Raw genomic sequence first — 19,987 nt, 5'->3', positions numbered from 1 at the left:
TCACCCCTCATCCGCTTCGATGAGGATTTCGATACGGCGGTTGGCGTCAGCCAGCGGATCATCCGGAATCTGCAGACGTCGATCGGCAAAGCCCGAGACCTGCTCGACACGGTTCTCGCTCAAGCCGCCGCGGACCAACATGTAATAGGCGCTGTGTGCGCGGGCCATGGAAAGCCGCCAGTTGTCGTTTTCCGTACCCTTGAACTGGCGTCCGTCCGTATGTCCGCGAATGACGATCCGGCCCGGCTTTTCCTGAAGGAGCTTGCCCAGCCGCTCCATGGCGAGCACCAGTTCGCGGCGGGGCACGGCCGATCCGACGTTGAACATGGCAGCGTCGCTCTGATCGCTGATCGTGACGAGGAGACCGCCTTCTGCGGGCGTGACGATCAGGCCTTCGGCAAGCTTGCCAGCGGCACCGCCGATCGATTGCTCGATTTCGGCCTTCAGTTGATCGGCGGCAGCGAGCTGCGCTTCGAACTGCGCCTCGGCATTGGCGGTTTCCGGCTTGTCCTCAGTCTGTGTCTCGGGCTTGTCCGTCTCGCCGACTTCGCTTTTCGGCATATCCGGCTCGGCCGGTTTGCCCTCGTTCATTGCTTCGGCAGGCGTGGCCGGATCGACCGGCCTCTGCCCGGGAACAACCAGGGCGATCTGCTGCGCGGGCTCAGTCGAGGGATCCGCAGGTTCTGTCTGAAGTTGCGGCGCGGTCTCAGCCTGTTCGGCCGGTGTCTGTGCATCGGTCGGCTCGCCGGGCGGGCCGTTTGCCGTCTGCACCTGCTGGGTCCAGAAATCAGGATCGAAGGGATCGCGATAGGCTTCGCCGCCCTGAGCGCCGGTCGAGGGACCGGAATCGGCGGCACCGCCCTCCCCCTTGGCGCTAACATTGGCCTGCTGGCCCACTTCCTGAGCGATTTCTGCGAGAACGGAATAGGGGTTTTCGAAGAAATCGGCTTCGGAGTAGTTCGCCTCATCGCCCGAGGACGCAGTCTGGTCCTCGCCCGTGGCTGCGGCCGAGCCAACCTTGTCCTGATCTTCGTCGACCTGGGAGCGCTCCTTCTTCTCCTCGCCCTCGCTGGTTTCGACGGGCTTTTCCAACCCCTTCTCCGTCGGCTTCTCGTCGGAGAGCTTGATCGGATTGAAGTAGCTGGCGACGGATGCCTTGGTTTCTTCGTTGGCGGCGTTGACGAGCCACATCACGAGGAAGAAGGCCATCATGGCGGTCATGAAGTCGGCATAGGCGATCTTCCAGGCACCACCATGCGCACCGTCATGGTCACCCTTGTGACGCTTGACGATGATGATCTCGTTCTTGCCGTGGTGATGGTTTTCGTCACTCATGCCAGGACTTTCTTCAGGCTCGCCGTGAAGGCGGAAATACGGGTGACGAGTGCCGCGTCACCGAACTCGGCAGTCAGATCCAGGTCCGGATCTTCGACATGGCGCAAGAATTCAGTATGGTCCGGCATTTCCGACTGGAGCTTCTGGAACAGCGCGCGCGGACCTTTGACTTCGATCGTTCCCGCCTCGCCCGCAGCTATTGCTGTTTGAAGGAGGGCTGCAAGATCCTGTACCGCCTTGTCGGCCAATGCTTCGCCGATAACCGGCGCCAGTGCTAGCGCCGCCTGTTCGCTGACGGCCAGGGAAAGTTTCTGGATCACTTCGGGCAGCTTGGTCGCCAGCAGTTCCGCAAACTCGTCGCGCAGCCTCTGGTCACGTTCGGCCAGTGCCTGGGCATGGGCGATTTCCATAGCCTGACGCTCGACTTCCAGGCGCTCGGTCGCTTCCTTTTCACCCGCTTCGTGGCCTTCTGCGAAGGCTTCCCGCCTGACAGCCTCGATATCCACGGGCTCCGGTTCGGGCAGCGCCGGGAAATCCATATCGAAATCGTCAACGGTCGGCAGATCGAAGCTCGGCGCAGGTGGCGCCGGTGGCGCAGCCGTCGTCGAGAAATCCTTGAGATAGCGGGCAAGCGGCATGCTCATCGGCAATCGCCTCCATCGGCGACGTTGGTAGACCAGCATGGCAGGCCTTCCATTTGAAGAAGATCAGACTTCAGCATATCCGTTACGCGTTCTCTCATCTTCCGACACAGTTTGAAGCTCATTCGACACGCAGGGCGCATTGCTGCCACGTGCTCTTCCTGACGTTATGGGTTCAAACTTGCGCGAAGATGAATGACGTTTCCGGCCCCCTGCCCCAGAACGGCACGCGAGCGCCGGACGCCTTCGCATCCGGCGCTTCAACCATCAGCGCTGGAAGAGCGTCAGGAGCTTCTCGGCGCTGGTATTGGCGATCGAGAGAGCCTGAATGCCGAGCTGCTGCTGGGTCTGCAGGGCCTTCAGGCGGGTCGATTCCTCGTTCATGTCGGCGTCGACCAGACGGCCGATACCCTTGTCGATCACGTCCATGAGGTTGGAGACGAAGTTGTCCTGCATCTCGATACGGCTGGTGATCGCGCCGAGGGTCGCCGCGGCGTCGGTCAACTGCTGGATGACATCGTCGACGACAGCGATCATGTCGTCGAGTGTATCCTTGTCTGTGGTCGTGTCGATGGCAATCTCGGTGCCGCCGGGAGGTGCGCCCATGTCGAGCAGGTAGTAATCACGTGCGCCTGTGCCCGTGTTGCGCAGGGCATCGGCGTCGATCGCCTTGGTGAGGAAGCCCTGGGACGCGTCCTGGATATCGATCAGGACGGATTCCGCCGTATCGAAATCGAGGGTCGTGACCTGTACGCTGCCATCGGCGCCGCGGACGAAGGAGGAAACCACCTGCTTGGTGCCAAGGGGCGCGGCATTGGTGTTGTAGAGCCAGTTTTCGCCGGAGAACGACGCCGACTGCGCCGCCGAGATCAGCTGGTTCTTCAGCTGCGTCATTTCCTCGTTGATCTTGTTCTTGTCGACGCCAGGTTCGCTGGCTGCAACGAGCTTCGCCTTGATCGAGGACATGACGTCGACGACGTTGTCGAGCGCCGTGTAAGCGGTATCAACGGTCGCCGCGCCAAGGCCGAGCGCGTCGGATACAGTCGACAGCGCCGCATTGTCGGAGCGCATCGTGGTGGCAATGGACCAGTAGCCGGCATTGTCGGCTGCTGTTTCAACCCGGTAACCCGAGGAAACGCGCCGCTGGGTCGTCTCGAGATTGTTGTCGATCGAACGAAGCGTCTGCAGCGCCGCCATGGCGGCCGCGTTGGTCATAATACTGGTCATGCTTGGTGCCCCTAAGCGTGTAGGACTGCGCATCCGGCGGCTCGCCGGGAAGACGGGAGGGCATCATGCAGAACGCGCACACGCGCGGTCCCCGTCACCGTTAACAAATCGTTAACAGTGGCAGTTAACAAACAGAGCGCGGGCATGGCAAGGTATCGACTTGCCTTTTGTAGTTGAAACGAAAATGCCAAAAGTTTCGCGCAAGGCTCAAACGAAAATCCGCGCCTCTTGCGAGGCGCGGATTCACACCGAGAACATCCGACACCGTCAGGGCGGGACGAAGTCGCCCCTAGCCAAGGCGCCGCTTACTGACGGAAGAGTGTCAGGATGCTTTCGGAAGAGGTGTTGGCGATCGAGAGCGACTGGATGGCGAGCTGCTGCTGGGTCTGCAGAGCCTTCAGGCGGGTCGATTCTTCGTTCATGTCCGCATCGACGAGGCGACCGACACCGCTATCGATCGAGTCTGTGAGAGCGGCAACGAAGTCTTCCTGCATGCCGATGCGCATCGAGATGGAGCCGAGAGCAGCTGCGGCGCTGGTCATCTGCTGCAGACCGTATTCAACGAGTGCGAGTGCTTCCTGCATACCGGCCGTCGTCAGGCCGGTGATGTCGAGCTGGTCGATCGAGACACCGGCGATTTCCGCCGCACCCGCGCCCACTGCTCCGTCATTGTCCCAGTCGACGAAGGCGTCGAAGGTATCGGAGATGCTGCCGATGATACCGGAGTTGTAATCGATCAGGCCGTTCGCATCGCCTCCGAACAGAACGGTCATGCCGTCGGGTGTCGTTGCGTCGAGAGAATAGAGGGTGGTCGAGACCGAAACATTGCCGCTCGAGTCGCGGATGAAGCCGGATACGACGGTCACGTCGGCAGGAGCGGTCACCGTATCGGTGCCGGTAGCGACCCAGTTCTGGCCACTGAAGCTTGCCGATTCCGAGATCGAACGAAGCTGTTCCTGCAGCTGGTCAATTTCTTCCTGGATCTTGTTCTTGTCGACGCCTTCTTCGGTGGCGGCAACGACCTTCGCCTTGATTTCCTTCATGACTTCGATGGAGCTTTCCATCGCGGCATAAGCGGTGTCGATCTTGGCAGCGCCGAGACCGAGGGCGTCCTGAACGGCCGAGAGAGCCATGTTGTCGGAGCGCATGGTGGTCGCGATCGACCAGTAAGCGGCGTTATCGGAAGCTCCGCCGACCCGCAGGCCGGAGGATACGCGCGCCTGGGTATCCTGCATGCTGGAGTCGAGCGCCCGAAGAGTCTGGAGTGCAGCCATCGCTGCGTTGTTCGTCAAAATGCTGGTCACGGTCGTGTCCCTTAAATGGCTAGTTTTGGGGACATCCCGGTCTTACCGGGAACGATGAAGCGGCCTAATGCCCTTAACCAGTTCTTCGTCTTGGTTAACTCATCGTTACATGGCTTCATGTAACGGGCTTATGGTTAACGCATGGTTAAAGAGATCTGATAAAATCGTTAAAACGAAAAAAGCCGCCCCGGAGGGCGGCTTCGATGCTGGATCTCTTCAGTCTTAACGGAAGAGTGAGAGAATGACTTCCGAAGAAGAGTTGGCGATCGAGAGCGACTGGACAGCCAGCTGCTGCTGGGTCTGCAGTGCCTTGAGGCGGGTCGATTCTTCGTTCATGTCGGCGTCAACGAGGCGGCCAACACCGGAGTCGAGCGAGTCAGACAGCTTGTTGACGAAGTCTTCCTGCAGTTCGATACGCATGGAGATCGAGCCGAGGTCGGCTGCTGCGCTGGTCATGAATGCCAGGGCAGCGTCGACGAGCGTGAGGGCTTCAGCCATAGCTGCGCCATCGAAGCCGTTGATATCCAGCGTGTAGACGGAGAAGCCGGCGACTGCGGTCGCGGCACCATCGGTACCGGCGACAGTTGCGTCGAAGTCGGTCGTCGTAAAGTCTGCGGCGGTCAGGCCGAGAATACCGGAAGCCGTGTCGATTGCGCCATCGGCGTCGCCACCGAACAGAAGGGTCATGCTGCCCGCAGTCGTGGCGTCCAGCGTGTAGGTCGTCGTCTTGACCGAAACGTTGTTGTTGGCGTCGCGAACAAAACCGGACACGACAGTAACGTCTTCCGTGGTGCCTGCGGTCATCGTGTCGGTGCCACCAGCGATCCAGTTTTCACCGCTGAAGGAAGCCGATTCTGCGATGGACAGAAGCTGCTGCTGGAGCTGCGTGATTTCTTCCTGAACCTTGGCCTTGTCGACGCCCTCTTCGGTGGCGGTAACCAGCTTGGCCTTGATTTCCTTGACCACGTCGATGGCGGATTCCATACCGGCATAGGCGGTATCGATCTTGGAGGCGCCGAGGCCAAGAGCGTCAGACACGGCAGACAGTGCCATGTTGTCGGACTTCATGGTCGTAGCGATCGACCAATAGGCAGCGTTGTCGGATGCTTCGCCGACGCGCTGACCGGAAGATACGCGTGCCTGGGTGTCTTCCATGCTGCTGCCGATCGAGCGCAGCGTCTGAAGTGCCGACATGGCGGCGATATTGGTAAGAATGCTCGTCATGGTAGTGTTGCCCCTTGAATGGCTGACTAAGAAGGGACATTCCGGTCTCACCGGTAACGGCGCACAGCATCATGCCTGCTAACTGGCTGAATTTAATGGTTAGCTCGCCGCTTCGATAGGCTTAGATAAAACCATCAAGGTTAATGAAGACCTAAGCGGAAGGGGAGCGACGGAACTTTTCTGGAAAAAAATGCAACCTTCGCGCGTGCGCGCGCGTATCATGCCATGATTAATAAAACGCAAAGGCCGCATTCGTTTCCGAACGCGGCCTTCGTGTAGCTTCCGTTCCGGTTCAGCCTCCGGAGGGTCAAGCCTTCCCTTCGCGCGCCTCTGGTCAGCCACCAAGGCATATTGGCGTCGGGAGTATCTAGCCGGCCCAGAAGGGCCGGCCTGTCATTGCGATTAACGGAAGAGCGACAGGATGTTCTGCGAGTCGCTGTTGGCGATCGAGAGCGCCTGGATTGCCAGCTGCTGCTGGGTCTGCAGGGCCTTGAGGCGGGTCGACTCTTCGTTCATGTCGGCATCCACGAGACGGCCAACGCCCTTTTCGATGGCGTCAGACAGCTTCTCGGAGAAGTCGGTCTGAAGCTCGATACGCGAAGAGATCGAGCCCAGCTTAGCTGCAGCGCTGGTCATCGACGTCAGCGCGGTTTCAACGTCAGTCAGCAGATTGCCAAGAGCAGTTGCATCGGTGTCGTTGTCGATCGTGAACGCGTAGACGCTCTGAGTGCTTGCGGTACCTGCTGTGCCAAGGATGCCGGTGGTGGTGGTGATGGCACCAGTCGTGGCATCCGCCTGGAACAGCATGTTCGTGTCGTCAAGCGTCACCGTGGTGGACTTGACCGAAACAGTGTTGTCGGAAGCGCGTACGAAGCCGGTGATGACGCTCACTTCGGCGCCATCTTCATTGGCGAGCCAGTTCTGACCATTGAAGGCCGCGGACTCGGCCACCGAGAGAAGCTGTTCCTGAAGCTGAGTAATCTCTTCCTGGATCTTTTCCTTGTCGACGCCCTGCTCCTGGGCAGCTACCAACTTGGCCTTGATCTCCTTCACTACGTCGATAGCGGATTCCATCCCGGCATACGCGGTGTCAACCTTGGCAGCGCCAACGCCGAGAGCATCCGTCACAGCGCTCAACGCCATGTTGTCCGACTTCATGGTGGTGGAGATCGACCAGTAGGCAGCGTTGTCAGAGGCCTTGGAGACCTTCATGCCGGTCGAGATGGCGTTCTGCGTCGATTCCATGCTGGAGGCGATCGAGCGCAGGGTGGAGAGCGCGGACATCGCGCTGGAGTTGGTCAGAATGCTGGCCATGTCAATTTGTCCCTTAAACGAGATACAAGAGGGGACATACCGGACTTACAAAACTTACCGGTCACGGACGTTCGGCATCATGCCTTTTGGTATTTTTCGTTGCTACCAGACCCGTCGTGCGAGGTCCAAACTCGCAGCCAATCCTTGCCAACTTCTTTACAATTGAAGGCAGCTCAGAGGGCGCTGATGACGTGGTGAATCCCCCGTAAGGGAGCGTGGTGAATCAACCCTCAACCGTCATGGTTAACTCAGGCAAACGATCGGACGAGGCTTCCGACGAGCAGGTTCCAGCCGTCGATCAGGACGAAGAACAGGATCTTGAACGGCAATGAGATGGAGGTGGGCGGCAACATCATCATACCCATTGCCATGGTGATGGTCGCGACCACCATGTCGATGACCAGGAAGGGGAGGATGATCAGGAAGCCGATCTCGAAGCCGCGGCGAATTTCCGACAACATGAAGGCGGGGATCAGCACACGGTAGTCGACCCGGCCGTCCACGATGGTGGCCTGGCCGCGCTCGTTGGCAATGTCGACGAAGAGGGCGAGATCCTTGTCACGCGTGTTCGCCGTCATGAAGGTGCGGAAGGGCTCGGCAATCAGGGCGACGGCTTCGGCTTCGGTGATCTGATTGTTGATCAGCGGCTGCACGCCCTCGCGCCAGGACCGGTCCATGGTCGGCGCCATGACATAGAAGGTCATGAAGAGCGCCATGCTGGTCAGGATCATGTTGGAGGGGGTTGTCGCAAGACCCATGCCGGAGCGCAGGATCGAAAAGGCGATCAGGAAACGCGGGAAGCTCGTCACCATGATCAGAATGCCCGGCGCAATTGAAAGCACCGTGAGCAAACCGAAGGTACGAATGATCCACGCCGCCACCGATCCATCGATCGGGGTGTTGAAGATATCCGTCGGCAACTGCTGTGCTACAGCCAGTTGCGGCGCCATCATCATGACGGCGACGAGGAGTAGAAACCGAATCATTCGATCACGAGCGTTCTGAACATCACCTTGGATACGCGGCCTTCCGAGCGCAGGTCAACTCGCTCCTGAAGGTCATCCTTGAGATATTGAAAGCCGCGCGGGCCCTCGACCTGTTGCAGTGATACAGTGCGCAGATAGGCCATGATGTCCTGGTGTACCGCCTCGGCAATCTGGACGTCCGGCGGGCCGTTGAACATTAGGGCCACTTCCAGACGGATCCAGTTTTCCGAGGGGTAAGCAAGGTTCGTGGTGATCGGCTCGAGCGCCACCACGCCATTGGCCTCGGTCGAGATCGGGGGGAGCCCCTCCTCGTCCTTTTTCGCCTCGCCACCATGCTCGCCGGCAGCCGCGGCTTCGGCTGCCTTCGCAGCGTCTTCGGCCTGTTTGACCTGGGGGGCGAGCATGTTGCCGATCACCCAGCCGCCACCACCACCGACGGCGGTCAGCACGACCAGGGGGATGACCAGTGCCATCAATCCCGACTTCTTCTTGCCTTCGCCTTCCTGAGGTTCTTCCATGTCCTGAGTCCCCGGGTCGCGTCAGAAGGGCGAGTAAATGTCGACGACCTGCTGGCCGATCGGCGGCTGCTGCACCTCGGTCAGACGGCCACGGCCGCCATAGGAGATGCGAGCTTCGGCGATCCGGTCGTAGGAGATCTCGTTCTCGGCATCGACATCCTGAGGCCGCACGATACCGGCGACGTTCAAGATCCGGAGCTCGTGGTTGACGCGCACTTCCTGCGAACCGCTGATAAGGAGGTTGCCGTTTTCGAGCACACCGGTAACGACGGCTGCGACGAGCAGGTTGAGCTTTTCAGAGCGCTCGGTCTTGCCCGAGCCCTTCGAGCTCGTATTGGAATCGGTCGACAGATCGCCGGAGGTTCCCGTATCCGTCGAGAAGCCAAGGAAGTTCGAGACCTCCGCGCCCCATGACAGGCCCGTGCCGTTCGTGCGGCTACGATCGGTCTTATTATCGAACGACGCGCGGTCGTTGATCTCGATGTTGACCGTCAGGATGTCGCCGACATTCAGCGCGCGCGCGTCCTTGAACAGCGCCGACTGGCTGTCGCTCCACAGCGAATAACCGCTCGCCGTCTGGATCGGCTGCTTCGGATACATGGCCATCTGCGGGGTCTGGCTGTAGCGCAGACCAGACCCGATCGGGCTCATGGATGGCGCGTTGCCGATTTCCTTGATGGTCTGGCTCTGGCAGCCGGCCAGGAGGAGTACGGCCAGCAGTGCCGGAAAACGCTTCATCATGATGGGTCCTTCGATGTGGTGGGGTCGCCGGCGCTCGACATGATCGAGGCGACCTGTGCCGCCTTGTCCGCGCTCATCTCCGTGAGGATCAGGCTCGACTGGCGGGGTGGCAACTTCATGATGATGGCTGCAGCGAGGATGACGTTCGTCTGCTCGAGCTGCGGGGCCGCCGCATCCGGCGCCATCTTCTTGTAGATTTCGACGAGCTGGCCTTCGGCCTGCTTCATGAATTCATTCCGGCGACCGAGCCAGTCCTCGTATTCCGCGCGACGCTCTTCGAGGATCGCAATACGGCTGTCGACATCAGCCTGGAGTTTCTCCAGTTCCTGCTTCTGGAGCAGGTAGCGCTGGTCGCGGGCCGCATCGGCAATGCCGGTGCAGAACTGGCGGATCTCGGCTTCCGTCGGACTTTCGGCGGTCTGCTGCTGGCCGACGGCGTTTTGCGCGAAGGCCGGGAGCGTTGCGATCGCGAGAACGACAGCAGCATTGCGCAGCGCGATGCGGGAGAAACGAGAATGGTTTGTCTTGATCATTGCAGGACGAGCTCCGCTTGCAGGGCGCCGGCCGACTTGATCCCCTGAAGGATCGCGATCACGCCGTCCGGCTTCACGCCGATGCTGTTCAGTCCGCTGACGAGAGTTCTGAGATCAGGGCCGTCGACGATGGCGATCTGGTCGCCTTCCTGGCGGATGGAGATATCGGTCTGCGGCTGGACGGCCGTCTCGCCGCGAGAGAAGGGCTCCGGCTGGATGATCTGCGGTGTTTCCTGCACCTGGACGGTCAGGGTGCCGTAGCTGACAGCCACGCGCGACACGCGGACATCGGCGCCGATGACAATGGTACCGGTGCGCTCGTTGATCACGACGCGGGCGGGAGAGTCCGTTGCGACGACGAGGTTCTCAACGTCAGCCATCAGCCGGGCGAGATCTGCCGTGCGCGGCTTCTGGACGACGATCTCCAGGCTGTCACGTGCTTCAGCGATCGGTGCTCCATAATTGGCAGCCGCATAGGCGTTGATCGTGTCGGCGACCCTGAGCGCCGTCGTAAAGTCGGGATTGCGCAGCTGCAGGACGAGATTGAGGCTGTCCTTGAACTTGGACGGCAGCTCGCGCTCGATGATCGCCCCGGTCGGGACCCGGCCCGAGGTGGTGATGCCCTGCTGGACGGCTGCGGCATCGCCCTGGGCATTGACGCCGGAGACGACAACAGAGCCTTGCGCGACGGCGTAGATCTGGCCATCGGCGCCGGTGAGTGAGGTCATGACCAGCGTTCCGCCGCGCAGTGAGGTCGAGTCGCCGAGCGAGCTCACCGTCACATCGATGCGGCTGCCGGGGCTGGCGAAGGGCGGGAGATTGGCGGTGACCATGACGGCGGCCACGTTCTTGGCGTTCGACTGTCCGCCCTGGGTGGAGATCCCGAGGTTCTGCAGCATGGCGCGCATGGACTGGTCGGTGAAGGGCGAGGAGCGCAGGCTGTCGCCCGTTCCCTGCAAGCCGACGACGAGGCCATAGCCGATGAGCTGGTTGTCACGGCCGGACTGCAGCGAGGCGATGTCCTTGATGCGCGAATTGGCGCTCACGGCCGGCTCAAGCGGAGCCAGGACCAGCGCCAGGGCACAGATTGCGATCCGCAGGGGTGCAGTCAGTCTCATTTTGCCATCACCTGTACGGTACCATCGGCCATGACCGTGCCTGAGACGATCGAGCCGGAATCGATGTTGCGGACCTTCACGACGTCGCCGACGGAGGCATCGGTCAAAGGGGTGCCGCTCGCGCTGATCAGCATGTTGCCGATCGCGAAGGTCAGGCGGACGCTGGTGCCGCGCTTGACGGCAAAGGCTTCACGCAGGCCGTGGACCGGGATGGTCCGACCGGGCAAGAGCGTGCGCTTCGCCACCATGCCGACGACTTCCTCGCGGGTGCGGGCATAGCCGCCCGCGAGGTTGGGGTTCGTCACGGCAACCACGTCGAGTTGTTCGGAGGAAATGGTTTCGCCCGGATAGATGATCTGCTTGGGGATCACGGCCGTGTTCTGCGCCAGCGCCGTGCCGGCGGCGAAGCCAAACGCTGCGGCGGCGATTGGCGCCGCCCGCAGGGCATGTCCGATTTTCCGGCGAAACCTCATGTTTGCCTCCAGTTGTCTTACTTGAGGTTCTTGCTGACGATCTGAGCCATCTCGTCGGCAGTGGTGATGACCTTGGAATTCATCTCGTAAGCACGCTGGGCCGAGATCATGTCGGTGATCTCCTTGACCGAGTCGACGTTCGAGGCTTCCAGGTAGGACTGCTTGATGTAGCCGAAGCCCGGATCTTCCGGCGCGCCGACAATTGCGGCACCCGAGGCGGCCGTTTCGGCAAACAGGTTGTCGCCGAGCGGCTTCAAGCCGGCTTCGTTGACGAAGTTGGCGATCGTCAGCTGGCCGAGATCGGTGTAATCGGCGTCGTTGCCGATACGGGCCTGTACCTGACCGGTGCGGCTGATCACGACTTCGCTCGCATCCTGCGGAATGGTGATCTGCGGCGTGACGAGATAACCGTCGATGGTGACGAGCTGACCCTCGGCATTCATGTTGAACGCGCCGGAGCGGCTATAGAGGGTCGCACCATCGGGGCTTTCGATTTGGAACCAGCCACGGCCGATCAGGGCGAGATCCAGTTCGTTGCCGGTCTGGGTGAGCTGGCCCTGGGTGTGAATGTTGCGGACGGCAGCCGTCTGGACACCGAGACCGATATTGGCACCTTCCGGCACGATGGCCTGGTTGGCACGGTTCGGCACGCCCTGGGCGCGCTCCGTCTGGTAGAGAAGGTCGGAAAACTCCGCACGCGCCCGCTTGAAGCCGGTCGTGTTGATGTTGGCGATGTTGTTCGCGATGACCTCAAGATTGGTCTGCTGGGCATCCATACCCGTGGCTGCGATGGCGAGCGCTCTCATAATTCGGTACCCCTGTCAGATCTGCATCTTGGTGATTTCGAGATAGGCGTTGACGATCTTGTCGCGGAACGCGATCGCCGTCTGGAGCGACTGCTCGGCCTGCATGACGGCATCGACCACCTCGCGTGTGTTCGCCTTGCCCATCAGGCCGTCGAAGGAAGCCTGCTCGGCCTGCTTCAGATTGTCGGATGCCTGGATCGCCATGCTGTTGAGCGCCGACAGGAAGGTTTCACCGGTCATGGTGCCCGGGGTCGTGCCTTCCGTGGTGAGGCCCTTCGTGGAGAAGGAGCTCGACAGGGAGTCGAGGCCGTTGATGCCCGACAGGGCGCTCGTCTTGGTTACGGATTCAATCATTGTGAGGCCTTCAGCAACGCTATGGTCTGAGAGATCATGTCTCGGGTCTGCTTGATGGTCTGCAGGTTGGCTTCGTAGGTGCGGTTGGATTCCCGCATGTCAGCCATTTCGACGAGGATGTTGACGTTCGGCATCTTGACGATGCCGCGCTCGTCGGCAGCCGGGTTGCCAGGATCGTATTCCTCGATGAAATCGGCGAAATCGACGCCAAGCTTCTTGACCTCGACCGTCTCAGCACCGCTGACGCGATCAAGCTCGGCGCCGAAGGTCACCGTCTTGCGCCGGTAGGGGTCGGCACCGGGAGTGTCGCCGGTCGTGCGCGCGTTCGCGATGTTTTCGGAGACGATCCGAAGGCGGGTCGACTGGGCTTCAAGCCCGCTTCCGGCAACCTTCAGTGTGGCAAGCAGTGGATCGGACATCAGCGTTTCACCGTCATTAGCATCATGCGATGGAAGGAGGACATCAGCGAGGTGTTAAGCTCGTGATTGCGCTTGATCTCGCCGGTCTTGCGGAGTTCGTCCGACAGGGCGACCGTATTGCCAGACTCCTGGATGCCGATCTCGTTGTTGAGATCTTCTTCCTCGATGGCGATGTTGCGATCGCTGAAGTCGGCCGACGCCATGTGACCCGGCTGGGTGACGGCCATGCCCTGCACCATGCCGGTCTTGTCCAGAACCGCGCTGAAGGGCGTGATGTCCTTGGCCACGAACTTGGGCGTGTTGGCATTGGCGATATTGGTCGCCACCACCTGCTGGCGCACCGAAAGCCATTCCGCCTGTCTTGAGGCAAGCTCGAACAACTGGATGGGATTCATGGGCGTTACTCCGTCTTTTACTGATCGGAGCCTAGGCCAGTAATCTTGCGTGGGACTTGCCCGCCCCACGCTTCCTCAATTGTTTTGAACAACCTCGCCCGCCGACGTCACGATGACCCATTTGCCGTCGCGCTGTTCGAGCGTCGCCACCCGGCTGTTGTCCGGCAGGATCGAGCCGACGCGGACAAGATACATGCCAGCCTTGTCCTCGATCAGCGCACGGCCATTGGCCACATGCAACAGCCGGAAACCGGATCGTCCCGGGAAAGGCTGGCTGGGTTGGGTCTCAAGACCATCGGGCTGCTCACGTCCCAGGGTCGGGACAGTCGCGGTGACGATCTGGTCGACCTGAGCTTCGGCATCGCCCTCACCGCCCTCGTCGTCACGATCGACGAGGGCAAGGGGCGAAACGCTGAAGACATCACGGCCCGGGCCTTCCGGCAGATCGCGCGTGCGTTCCCAGTCGGCGACACGAACTCCGAACTTCTCCTCGTTGAAGAAGACATACCAGGGGAAGAAGGCTGCGCCGCATGCGAGCGCTATGCCGGTAAAGGCCAGAACACGGTCAATGGTCGGAATACGGCGTTTCGCCAGGACCGGTCGCAGCGGAGCCACGGGCTCGTCAGCATCGAAATCGGTCATGGTCAGCCCCTTTGTCGCATGCCCTGCCCGCCGGCCGCCGCCTTCAGGGCGTTGGCCAGATCGGCGTAGGCGTCGAGCGCCGGCTTTTCGCCCGGCGTCTGTTTCAGAATGTCGTAGATGACCGGCACCTGCTTGATCGCCATGTCGAGATCAGGATCGGAACCGTTTCGATAACCACCAATCAGGCGCAGGTCGCGCGTTTCCTCGAACCGGTGAATCAGCGCCTTTAGACGCGAGACCAGCTTTTCCTGCTCCGCCGTCCAGGCTTTGCGTGCCAAACGGGAAATCGAGGTCAGAGGGTTGATCGGCGGGTAGCGCCCTTCATCGGCCAAGGCACGATCAAGGACGATGTGGCCGTCGAGAATACCGCGCGTCGAGTCCGCGATCGGATCGTTGTGGTTGTCGCCATCGACCAGAATCGAGATGATCGCGGTGATGGTGCCCGCGCCTTCGGCGCCGGGACCGGCGCGCTCCAGGAGACGGGGAAGCTCGGTGAAGACCGACGCCGGATAGCCGCGCGCGATCGGCGGCTCGCCGGCCGCGGTTGCCACTTCGCGGATCGCATGGGCAAAACGGGTGACGCTATCGACGATGAAGAGGACGTTCTGGCCCTTGTCGCGGAAATGCTCTGCGATCGTGATCGCCGTCAGCGGCGCCATCTTGCGCAGCATCGGGCTCTCGTCGCTGGTGGCGACCACGGCAATCGACTTGGCCATGTTGTCGCCGAGCGTGTCCTCGATGAATTCGCGCACTTCACGGCCACGTTCGCCGACAAGCGCAATCACCACCTTGTCGAAGGCGTCTGCCCGCGCGAGCATGGAAAGAAGTGTGGACTTGCCGACGCCGGAACCGGCGAAAATGCCGAGACGCTGGCCAAGGCAGAGCGGCGAGAAGATATCGATGGCGCGCACACCCGTCTTGAAGCCGGTTTCGACGCGGCGGCGGGTCATGGACGGCGGCGCGGTGGTCGAGATCGGCCGGCGCTCCGGGCCGGGCGCAAGTGCCGGTCCATTGTCGATGGGATCTCCGAGCGCGTTGATCGTGCGCCCACACCAGCTGTCATCGGGGGCGACGCGGAAGGCGCCCTTGCGGATGACCACATCATGGATGCCGATCGGCTCGCCTGGCTCGATCGGGCAGACATAGCAAACATCAGGCTCGACGCGAACGACTTCGCCCAGATGAACACCGGTGGCCGAGCGATGGGCGACGAATTCGCCGAGACGCACATGCCGCGACAGACCCGTCACGGTGTAGTGGCCGGCTGCGATCGTGCGGACATGGCCGCCCTGGGTGACTGAATGGCTGGGGTTGGAATAGCGCTGCGCCAGAGCCGCCAACTGTCCGAGCTTCGGGGAGAGCGGGAGTTCTTCGGGGTTTGGCGCAGTCATGGCTTTCCGATCTCAGGCTTAGTTGCCGCCGCCGAGGACCTTGATCGCCTCGCTCATGGTGTTTTCGCTCGAGCTGATCAGCGAGCTGATCGCCTCGAACGCACGGTTGACCTGGATGAGCTGCGTCATCTCGCCGATACCATTGACGTTGGAGTTCTCGACATAACCCTGCAGCACCGAGATTTCCGGGTTGTCGACGACCGGCTGCGGATTGTCGACCGTGGTCACGCCGCTGTTTTCAAAGCGGAGGAAGCCGTTGCGGACATCGGCCGTGAAGACGCCGAGCGTGGCGACGACACGTCCGTCCTGCATGATCTGACCGCTCGCGCCAACTTCCGGCGGACCACCGGCCCGGTTGAGCTGGATCGGTGCGCCACCTGCATCGAGGACCGGATAACCGCGCGTGGAAACGAGTGCGCCGGTGTCGGTCATGGTGAAGCGGCCGTCGCGCGTCAGGACCTGGCCCACTGGCGTGTCGATGGAGAACCAGGCGTCACCCTTGATGGCGAAGTCGAGCACGTTGCCGGTCTCGATGAGTTCGCCACTCTTGGTGGAAAGATAGTCGTTGCCCTGGCTGACGAAGGCGACCTTCGCGTTGAGATCATTGCCGGTGCGGCTCAGCATTTCGTCGAACTTCACGTCCGTCGAGCGGAAACCAACCGTGTTCACATTGGCCATGTTGTCAGCAATCGTGGTGAGACGGCGCTCGAGGGCCATCTGCGACGACAGGGACACGTAAATACCGGATTGCACCGTTTTTCCTCCGCAGGTGAAGAATATCAGTAAATCATTATTTAACGCAGGATAGCCTACGCTCTACTCGCTCTTCTTGCGGCAAAAGGCTTGCGCGAAACTGTTGACCGGAGCCCTTTTGTCCGGGGATCAAGCGTGGCCCAAAATTGGCTCCGTCATTCAGCCTCACGCAAGGCAGGAGCTCTATCGCTTACGGTGAATAGTAACGTTCGGGTGCGGGCAAAATGAACATTATCGTCGGTTTCATCATCACACTGGGCTGCGTACTCGGCGGCTTCATGGCCATGGGTGGCCACCTGGATGTTCTCGTCCAGCCGTTCGAGCTCGTCATCATCGGCGGCGCTGGCGTGGGTGGCTTCATCATGGCCAACCCGATGAAGGTCATCAAAGACACCGGCAAGGCGATGGGCGAGGCCTTCAAGCAGAAGGTGCCGAAGGAGCGCGATTATCTCGACGTTCTCGGCGTTCTCTACTCTCTGATGCGCGACCTCCGCACCAAGTCGCGCAACGAGATTGAAGCCCATATCGACAACCCGGAAGAATCCTCGATCTTCACCGCGGCTCCGAACCTCCTGAAGAACAAGGAACTGACCGCGTTCATCTGTGACTATGTTCGCCTGATCATCATCGGCAACGCGCGCAGCCACGAGATCGAAGCGCTGATGGACGAGGAAATCGAGACCATCCACTACGACAAGATGAAGCCGTACCACGCCATGACCGCCATGGGCGACAGCTTCCCGGCAATCGGTATCGTCGCGGCCGTTCTCGGGGTTATCAAGGCCATGAGCAAGATCAACGAGTCGCCCGAAGTTCTGGGTGGCCTGATCGGCGCCGCACTTGTCGGCACGATGCTCGGCATCTTCCTCTCCTACTGCCTCTGCAACCCGATCATCGCCCAGATCAAGATGGTCCGCACGAAGCAGCATCGTCTCTACATCATCGTGAAGCAGACGCTGCTCGCCTACATGAACGGCTCCGTCCCGCAGGTGGCACTCGAATACGGCCGCAAGACCATCTCCTCCTACGAGCGTCCGTCGATCGACGCCGTAGAGCAGGAAATGATGAACCCGGGCGGCGGCGGTGAAAGCAAGGCGGCCTGATCATGACGGAAGCTCAAACTGATACTGCACCACGCATGGACCGCGCCCTTCTGGCCAAGCTGACCGGCGGGCTCGGAGATTCCAAGACGCTGCAGCGCCTCTGTGCGGACTTCGGCCAGCTCTATGTGGAATTCCTGCCGGACGTCTTCCACAGCGAGACCGGTCTCCACATGCAGGTCCATTACAACGGCCACGAAAGCGGGCTGATGACGGATCTGATCGCCGATCTCGGCGACAATGTTTCGCTGGCCGACGGGCAGCTGCGCAACTGGTCGCCGAATTTCGTGCTGGCCTGCGGCAACAGCTTCGTTATCACCTTGATGGAGAACCTGCTCGGCGCCTTGCCGGAGACGATCCAGGAGCCGATCGAGCGCCCCCTCTCCCAGATCGAACTCGACCTGGCGGTGATGGTCTATGACAAGATCGCCAATGTGTTGCGCTCGGGCGTCAACGCGGCCGGCGGCTTCGAGCCGCTCCTAGAGAAGGCTCACAATGCGGAAGACCGGCCAAAACCGGAAGAAGATCATGTCGACGAATATGCCGTGACCGTGAAGCTCGGCATCACGCTCGGCACGGTCACCTCGGAATTCTACCTGGTCATCCCGCAGAAGGCCCTGCTCAAGACCGTTGTCACCATGCCGAAGTCCAAGGGCCAAGGCGGCAAGTCGAAGAAGGAATGGCAGGAGCAGATCGCCGAACAGGTGCGCCGTTCCCAGGTGACGCTTGAGGCCCGCATCCGGCTCGACAGCCTGACCCTGTCGACGGTTTCGCGGCTGGTTGCCGGCGACGTCATTCCCTTCCGCGACAAGGGTGACGTGATGGTCGACGTCAGCGCAAACGGCAAGAACCTCTATGTCTGCGAGTTCGGCCGTGCGGGCGAGAATTACACGGTCCGGGTGAAGGACAATGTGAGCAGCGAAGATGAGATCTTAAAGCATTTGATGAGCTAGGCATTTGCCGGGGCTTGACCCACGGCAGCTTGAGGCAAGTTTCAAGAGGAATAATCAATCCATGGCAACGAAGAAGACACCACCGAAGGATGACGACGCTCTGGCGATGCCAGGTGCGAGCGACACCGATTTCGACCAGGCGGTCGACGACCTTCGCGGCGTCCTGAAGGCAGATGCCGAAGGCGGACTGGGCGATTTCGGTTCCGACCTCGGTCTCAAGGACGACCCGCTTGCGGCGTTCGAATCGGATTTTGGCGGCGGCGCTGCAGCGACCCCGAGCGACGACTTCGGCCTCGGCGATTTCGGCGGGTCCAGTGATCTTGGCGGCGGCAGCGATTTTGGTGGGGCCAGCGACTTCGGCGGTTCCAGCGATTTCGGCGGCGGCGACTTCGGTGGCTCGACCGGAACCCAGCAGGAACCGGGCAGCGGCCTCAGCGCCAATCTCGACCTGATCATGGACATCCCGATCGAGGTCCAGATCGTGCTCGGCTCCAGCCGCATGCAGGTGTCCGGGCTTATGAACCTCGAGGAAGGCGCCATCATCGCGCTGGACAAGAAGATCGGCGAGCCTGTCGAGATCATGGTGAATGGCCGGCGCATCGCGCGCGGCGAGATCACCGTTCTCGAGAACGACGATACACGATTTGGTGTCAAACTGATTGAAGTGATGGCGACCAAGACATCCTGACCCATGACGGGCCAGAGAGGACAAGACCATGATGGACTTTGACGATTTTGGCGGCCCCTTAACCGGAAAACCCCTCTCCCAAGCCGATAAGGCAGCTGCCGTGCTGCTGGCCATGGGAAAGGGTGTCGCCGGAAAGCTGCTCAAATACTTCACGCAGGCCGAGCTGCAGACGATCATCGCGTCTGCACAGACCCTTCGCACCATTCCGCCGGATGAGCTGACCGAACTGGTCAACGAGTTCGAGGACCTCTTCACCGAGGGCGCCGGCCTGATGGACAATGCGAAGGCCATCGAGAGCATTCTCGAGGAAGGCCTGACGCCGGAAGAAGTCGATGGTCTCCTGGGGCGTCGCACCGCCTTCCAGGCCTATGAAGCCTCCATCTGGGACCGCCTGCAGGATGCAGATCCTGACTTCATCGCACGCTTCCTGATGCGCGAGCATCCGCAGACGGTTGCCTATATCCTCTCCATGCTGCCCTCGTCCTTCGGTGCCAAGGTTCTCCTGAAGCTGCCGGAAAGCCGTCGCGCCGACATCATGAACCGTACGGTCAACCTGAAGAATGTCAGCCCGAAGGCTGCGCAGATCATCGAGAACCGGGTGCATGATCTGATCGCCGAAATCGATGCCGAGAAGAATTCGACGGGTTCGGCCAAGGTTGCGGAACTGATGAATGAACTCGAGAAGCCGGAAGTCGACACCCTGCTCCAGTCGCTCGAATCGATCAGCAAGGAATCGGTCAACAAGGTTCGTCCGAAGATCTTCCTCTTCGAGGATCTCCTGGCCATGCCGCAGCGCAGCCGCGTGCTGCTGCTCAACGACATCTCCGGCGAAATCCTCACCATGGCGCTGCGTGGCGCCAGTGCGGAGATCAAGGAATGCGTGCTGGCCTCGATCAGCCCGCGCTCCCGCCGCATGATCGAATCGGACCTGCAGGCCGGCACCGCCGGCATCAATCCGCGCGAGATCGCGATCGCCCGTCGCGCGGTCGCGCAGGAAGCTATCCGCCTGGCCAATGCCGGTCAGATCCAGCTGAAGGATACCGAAGGCGAAACTCAGGCGGCCTGACGGTCA

23 protein-coding genes are annotated in these 19,987 nt (G+C 61.0%); 4 read left to right on the top strand and 19 right to left on the bottom strand.

Features of this window, described 5'->3' with window-relative positions; all coding sequences use genetic code 11:
• The 19 genes from FAA86_RS17370 to flgF form a co-directional block, all read right to left on the bottom strand.
• The gene (locus FAA86_RS17370) at window positions 1–1,335 is read right to left on the bottom strand and encodes a MotB family protein (protein WP_136542419.1); all 1,335 of its coding nucleotides are present in this window, start codon (window positions 1,333–1,335) and stop codon (window positions 1–3) included.
• Window positions 1,332–1,979 carry a FliH/SctL family protein gene (locus FAA86_RS17365; RefSeq protein WP_136542418.1) on the bottom strand — a complete coding sequence of 216 codons (648 nt, stop codon included), beginning with the start codon at window positions 1,977–1,979 and terminating at the stop codon, window positions 1,332–1,334. The genes FAA86_RS17370 and FAA86_RS17365 overlap by 4 nt, the downstream gene beginning before the upstream one ends.
• Before the next feature lie 264 nt (window positions 1,980–2,243).
• The gene (locus tag FAA86_RS17360; RefSeq protein ID WP_136542417.1) at window positions 2,244–3,203 is read right to left on the bottom strand and encodes a flagellin N-terminal helical domain-containing protein; all 960 of its coding nucleotides are present in this window, start codon (window positions 3,201–3,203) and stop codon (window positions 2,244–2,246) included.
• A 305-nt stretch (window positions 3,204–3,508) separates the two neighbouring features.
• Entirely contained in the window at window positions 3,509–4,507 is a 999-nt protein-coding gene (locus FAA86_RS17355; protein WP_136542416.1) for a flagellin N-terminal helical domain-containing protein, read from the bottom strand.
• Between the two features lie 222 nt (window positions 4,508–4,729).
• Entirely contained in the window at window positions 4,730–5,731 is a 1,002-nt protein-coding gene (locus FAA86_RS17350) for a flagellin N-terminal helical domain-containing protein (protein WP_136542415.1), read from the bottom strand.
• 402 nt (window positions 5,732–6,133) lie between these two features.
• Window positions 6,134–7,045 (bottom strand): flagellin N-terminal helical domain-containing protein, encoded by a 912-nt coding sequence (locus tag FAA86_RS17340; RefSeq protein ID WP_136542414.1) that lies wholly within the window; start codon window positions 7,043–7,045, stop codon window positions 6,134–6,136.
• Between the two features lie 248 nt (window positions 7,046–7,293).
• On the bottom strand, window positions 7,294–8,031 hold the full coding sequence (fliP, locus tag FAA86_RS17335; RefSeq protein WP_113459886.1) for a flagellar type III secretion system pore protein FliP: 738 nt from the start codon (window positions 8,029–8,031) through the stop codon (window positions 7,294–7,296).
• Window positions 8,028–8,549 (bottom strand): flagellar basal body-associated FliL family protein, encoded by a 522-nt coding sequence (locus FAA86_RS17330; RefSeq protein ID WP_136542413.1) that lies wholly within the window; start codon window positions 8,547–8,549, stop codon window positions 8,028–8,030. Before FAA86_RS17330 ends, fliP begins: the two co-directional genes overlap by 4 nt.
• A gap of 21 nt (window positions 8,550–8,570) precedes the next feature.
• Window positions 8,571–9,290: a flagellar basal body L-ring protein FlgH gene (gene flgH, locus FAA86_RS17325; protein WP_136542412.1), complete on the bottom strand. Its 720-nt coding sequence runs from the start codon at window positions 9,288–9,290 to the stop codon at window positions 8,571–8,573.
• Window positions 9,287–9,823 (bottom strand): MotE family protein, encoded by a 537-nt coding sequence (locus tag FAA86_RS17320; RefSeq protein WP_136542411.1) that lies wholly within the window; start codon window positions 9,821–9,823, stop codon window positions 9,287–9,289. The genes flgH and FAA86_RS17320 overlap by 4 nt, the downstream gene beginning before the upstream one ends.
• Window positions 9,820–10,941 carry a flagellar basal body P-ring protein FlgI gene (locus FAA86_RS17315; RefSeq protein WP_113459890.1) on the bottom strand — a complete coding sequence of 374 codons (1,122 nt, stop codon included), beginning with the start codon at window positions 10,939–10,941 and terminating at the stop codon, window positions 9,820–9,822. Before FAA86_RS17315 ends, FAA86_RS17320 begins: the two co-directional genes overlap by 4 nt.
• Window positions 10,938–11,414, bottom strand: a complete 477-nt coding sequence (gene flgA / locus FAA86_RS17310; protein ID WP_136542410.1) for a flagellar basal body P-ring formation chaperone FlgA — start codon at window positions 11,412–11,414, stop codon at window positions 10,938–10,940. The genes FAA86_RS17315 and flgA overlap by 4 nt, the downstream gene beginning before the upstream one ends.
• Before the next feature lie 17 nt (window positions 11,415–11,431).
• Complete coding sequence (gene flgG / locus FAA86_RS17305) at window positions 11,432–12,220, bottom strand: flagellar basal-body rod protein FlgG (RefSeq protein WP_006726361.1); 789 nt, start codon at window positions 12,218–12,220, stop codon at window positions 11,432–11,434.
• Window positions 12,221–12,235: 15 nt separating this feature from the next.
• Window positions 12,236–12,574, bottom strand: a complete 339-nt coding sequence (gene fliE / locus FAA86_RS17300) for a flagellar hook-basal body complex protein FliE (protein ID WP_136542409.1) — start codon at window positions 12,572–12,574, stop codon at window positions 12,236–12,238.
• Window positions 12,571–12,993: a flagellar basal body rod protein FlgC gene (gene flgC / locus FAA86_RS17295; RefSeq protein WP_113459893.1), complete on the bottom strand. Its 423-nt coding sequence runs from the start codon at window positions 12,991–12,993 to the stop codon at window positions 12,571–12,573. The genes fliE and flgC overlap by 4 nt, the downstream gene beginning before the upstream one ends.
• Window positions 12,993–13,388 carry a flagellar basal body rod protein FlgB gene (gene flgB, locus FAA86_RS17290; protein ID WP_113459894.1) on the bottom strand — a complete coding sequence of 132 codons (396 nt, stop codon included), beginning with the start codon at window positions 13,386–13,388 and terminating at the stop codon, window positions 12,993–12,995. Before flgB ends, flgC begins: the two co-directional genes overlap by 1 nt.
• A 75-nt stretch (window positions 13,389–13,463) precedes the next feature.
• Window positions 13,464–14,030: a flagellar protein gene (locus tag FAA86_RS17285; protein ID WP_136542408.1), complete on the bottom strand. Its 567-nt coding sequence runs from the start codon at window positions 14,028–14,030 to the stop codon at window positions 13,464–13,466.
• Between the two features lie 2 nt (window positions 14,031–14,032).
• On the bottom strand, window positions 14,033–15,421 hold the full coding sequence (fliI, locus tag FAA86_RS17280; RefSeq protein WP_113459896.1) for a flagellar protein export ATPase FliI: 1,389 nt from the start codon (window positions 15,419–15,421) through the stop codon (window positions 14,033–14,035).
• Between the two features lie 18 nt (window positions 15,422–15,439).
• Window positions 15,440–16,174 (bottom strand): flagellar basal-body rod protein FlgF, encoded by a 735-nt coding sequence (flgF, locus tag FAA86_RS17275; protein ID WP_113459897.1) that lies wholly within the window; start codon window positions 16,172–16,174, stop codon window positions 15,440–15,442.
• Window positions 16,175–16,398: 224 nt separating this feature from the next.
• Between flgF and motA the strand changes: the two genes are divergently transcribed.
• From motA to fliG, 4 genes are all read left to right on the top strand, one after another.
• Window positions 16,399–17,277, top strand: a complete 879-nt coding sequence (gene motA, locus FAA86_RS17270; RefSeq protein ID WP_136542407.1) for a flagellar motor stator protein MotA — start codon at window positions 16,399–16,401, stop codon at window positions 17,275–17,277.
• Window positions 17,274–18,227, top strand: a complete 954-nt coding sequence (locus tag FAA86_RS17265; protein ID WP_136542406.1) for a FliM/FliN family flagellar motor switch protein — start codon at window positions 17,274–17,276, stop codon at window positions 18,225–18,227. The genes motA and FAA86_RS17265 overlap by 4 nt, the downstream gene beginning before the upstream one ends.
• A gap of 61 nt (window positions 18,228–18,288) precedes the next feature.
• Window positions 18,289–18,915 carry a flagellar motor switch protein FliN gene (gene fliN, locus FAA86_RS17260; protein ID WP_136542405.1) on the top strand — a complete coding sequence of 209 codons (627 nt, stop codon included), beginning with the start codon at window positions 18,289–18,291 and terminating at the stop codon, window positions 18,913–18,915.
• Between the two features lie 28 nt (window positions 18,916–18,943).
• On the top strand, window positions 18,944–19,981 hold the full coding sequence (gene fliG / locus FAA86_RS17255; protein WP_113459901.1) for a flagellar motor switch protein FliG: 1,038 nt from the start codon (window positions 18,944–18,946) through the stop codon (window positions 19,979–19,981).
• The last annotated feature ends 6 nt before the right edge of the window (window positions 19,982–19,987 follow it).

It is taken from the genome of Rhizobium rosettiformans W3 (assembly GCF_004912135.1).
Classification (GTDB): Bacteria; Pseudomonadota; Alphaproteobacteria; order Rhizobiales; family Rhizobiaceae; genus Allorhizobium; species Allorhizobium rosettiformans.
The sequence above is the reverse complement of the archived record's forward strand: the minus strand, read 5'-3'. Positions and strand labels throughout refer to the sequence as shown.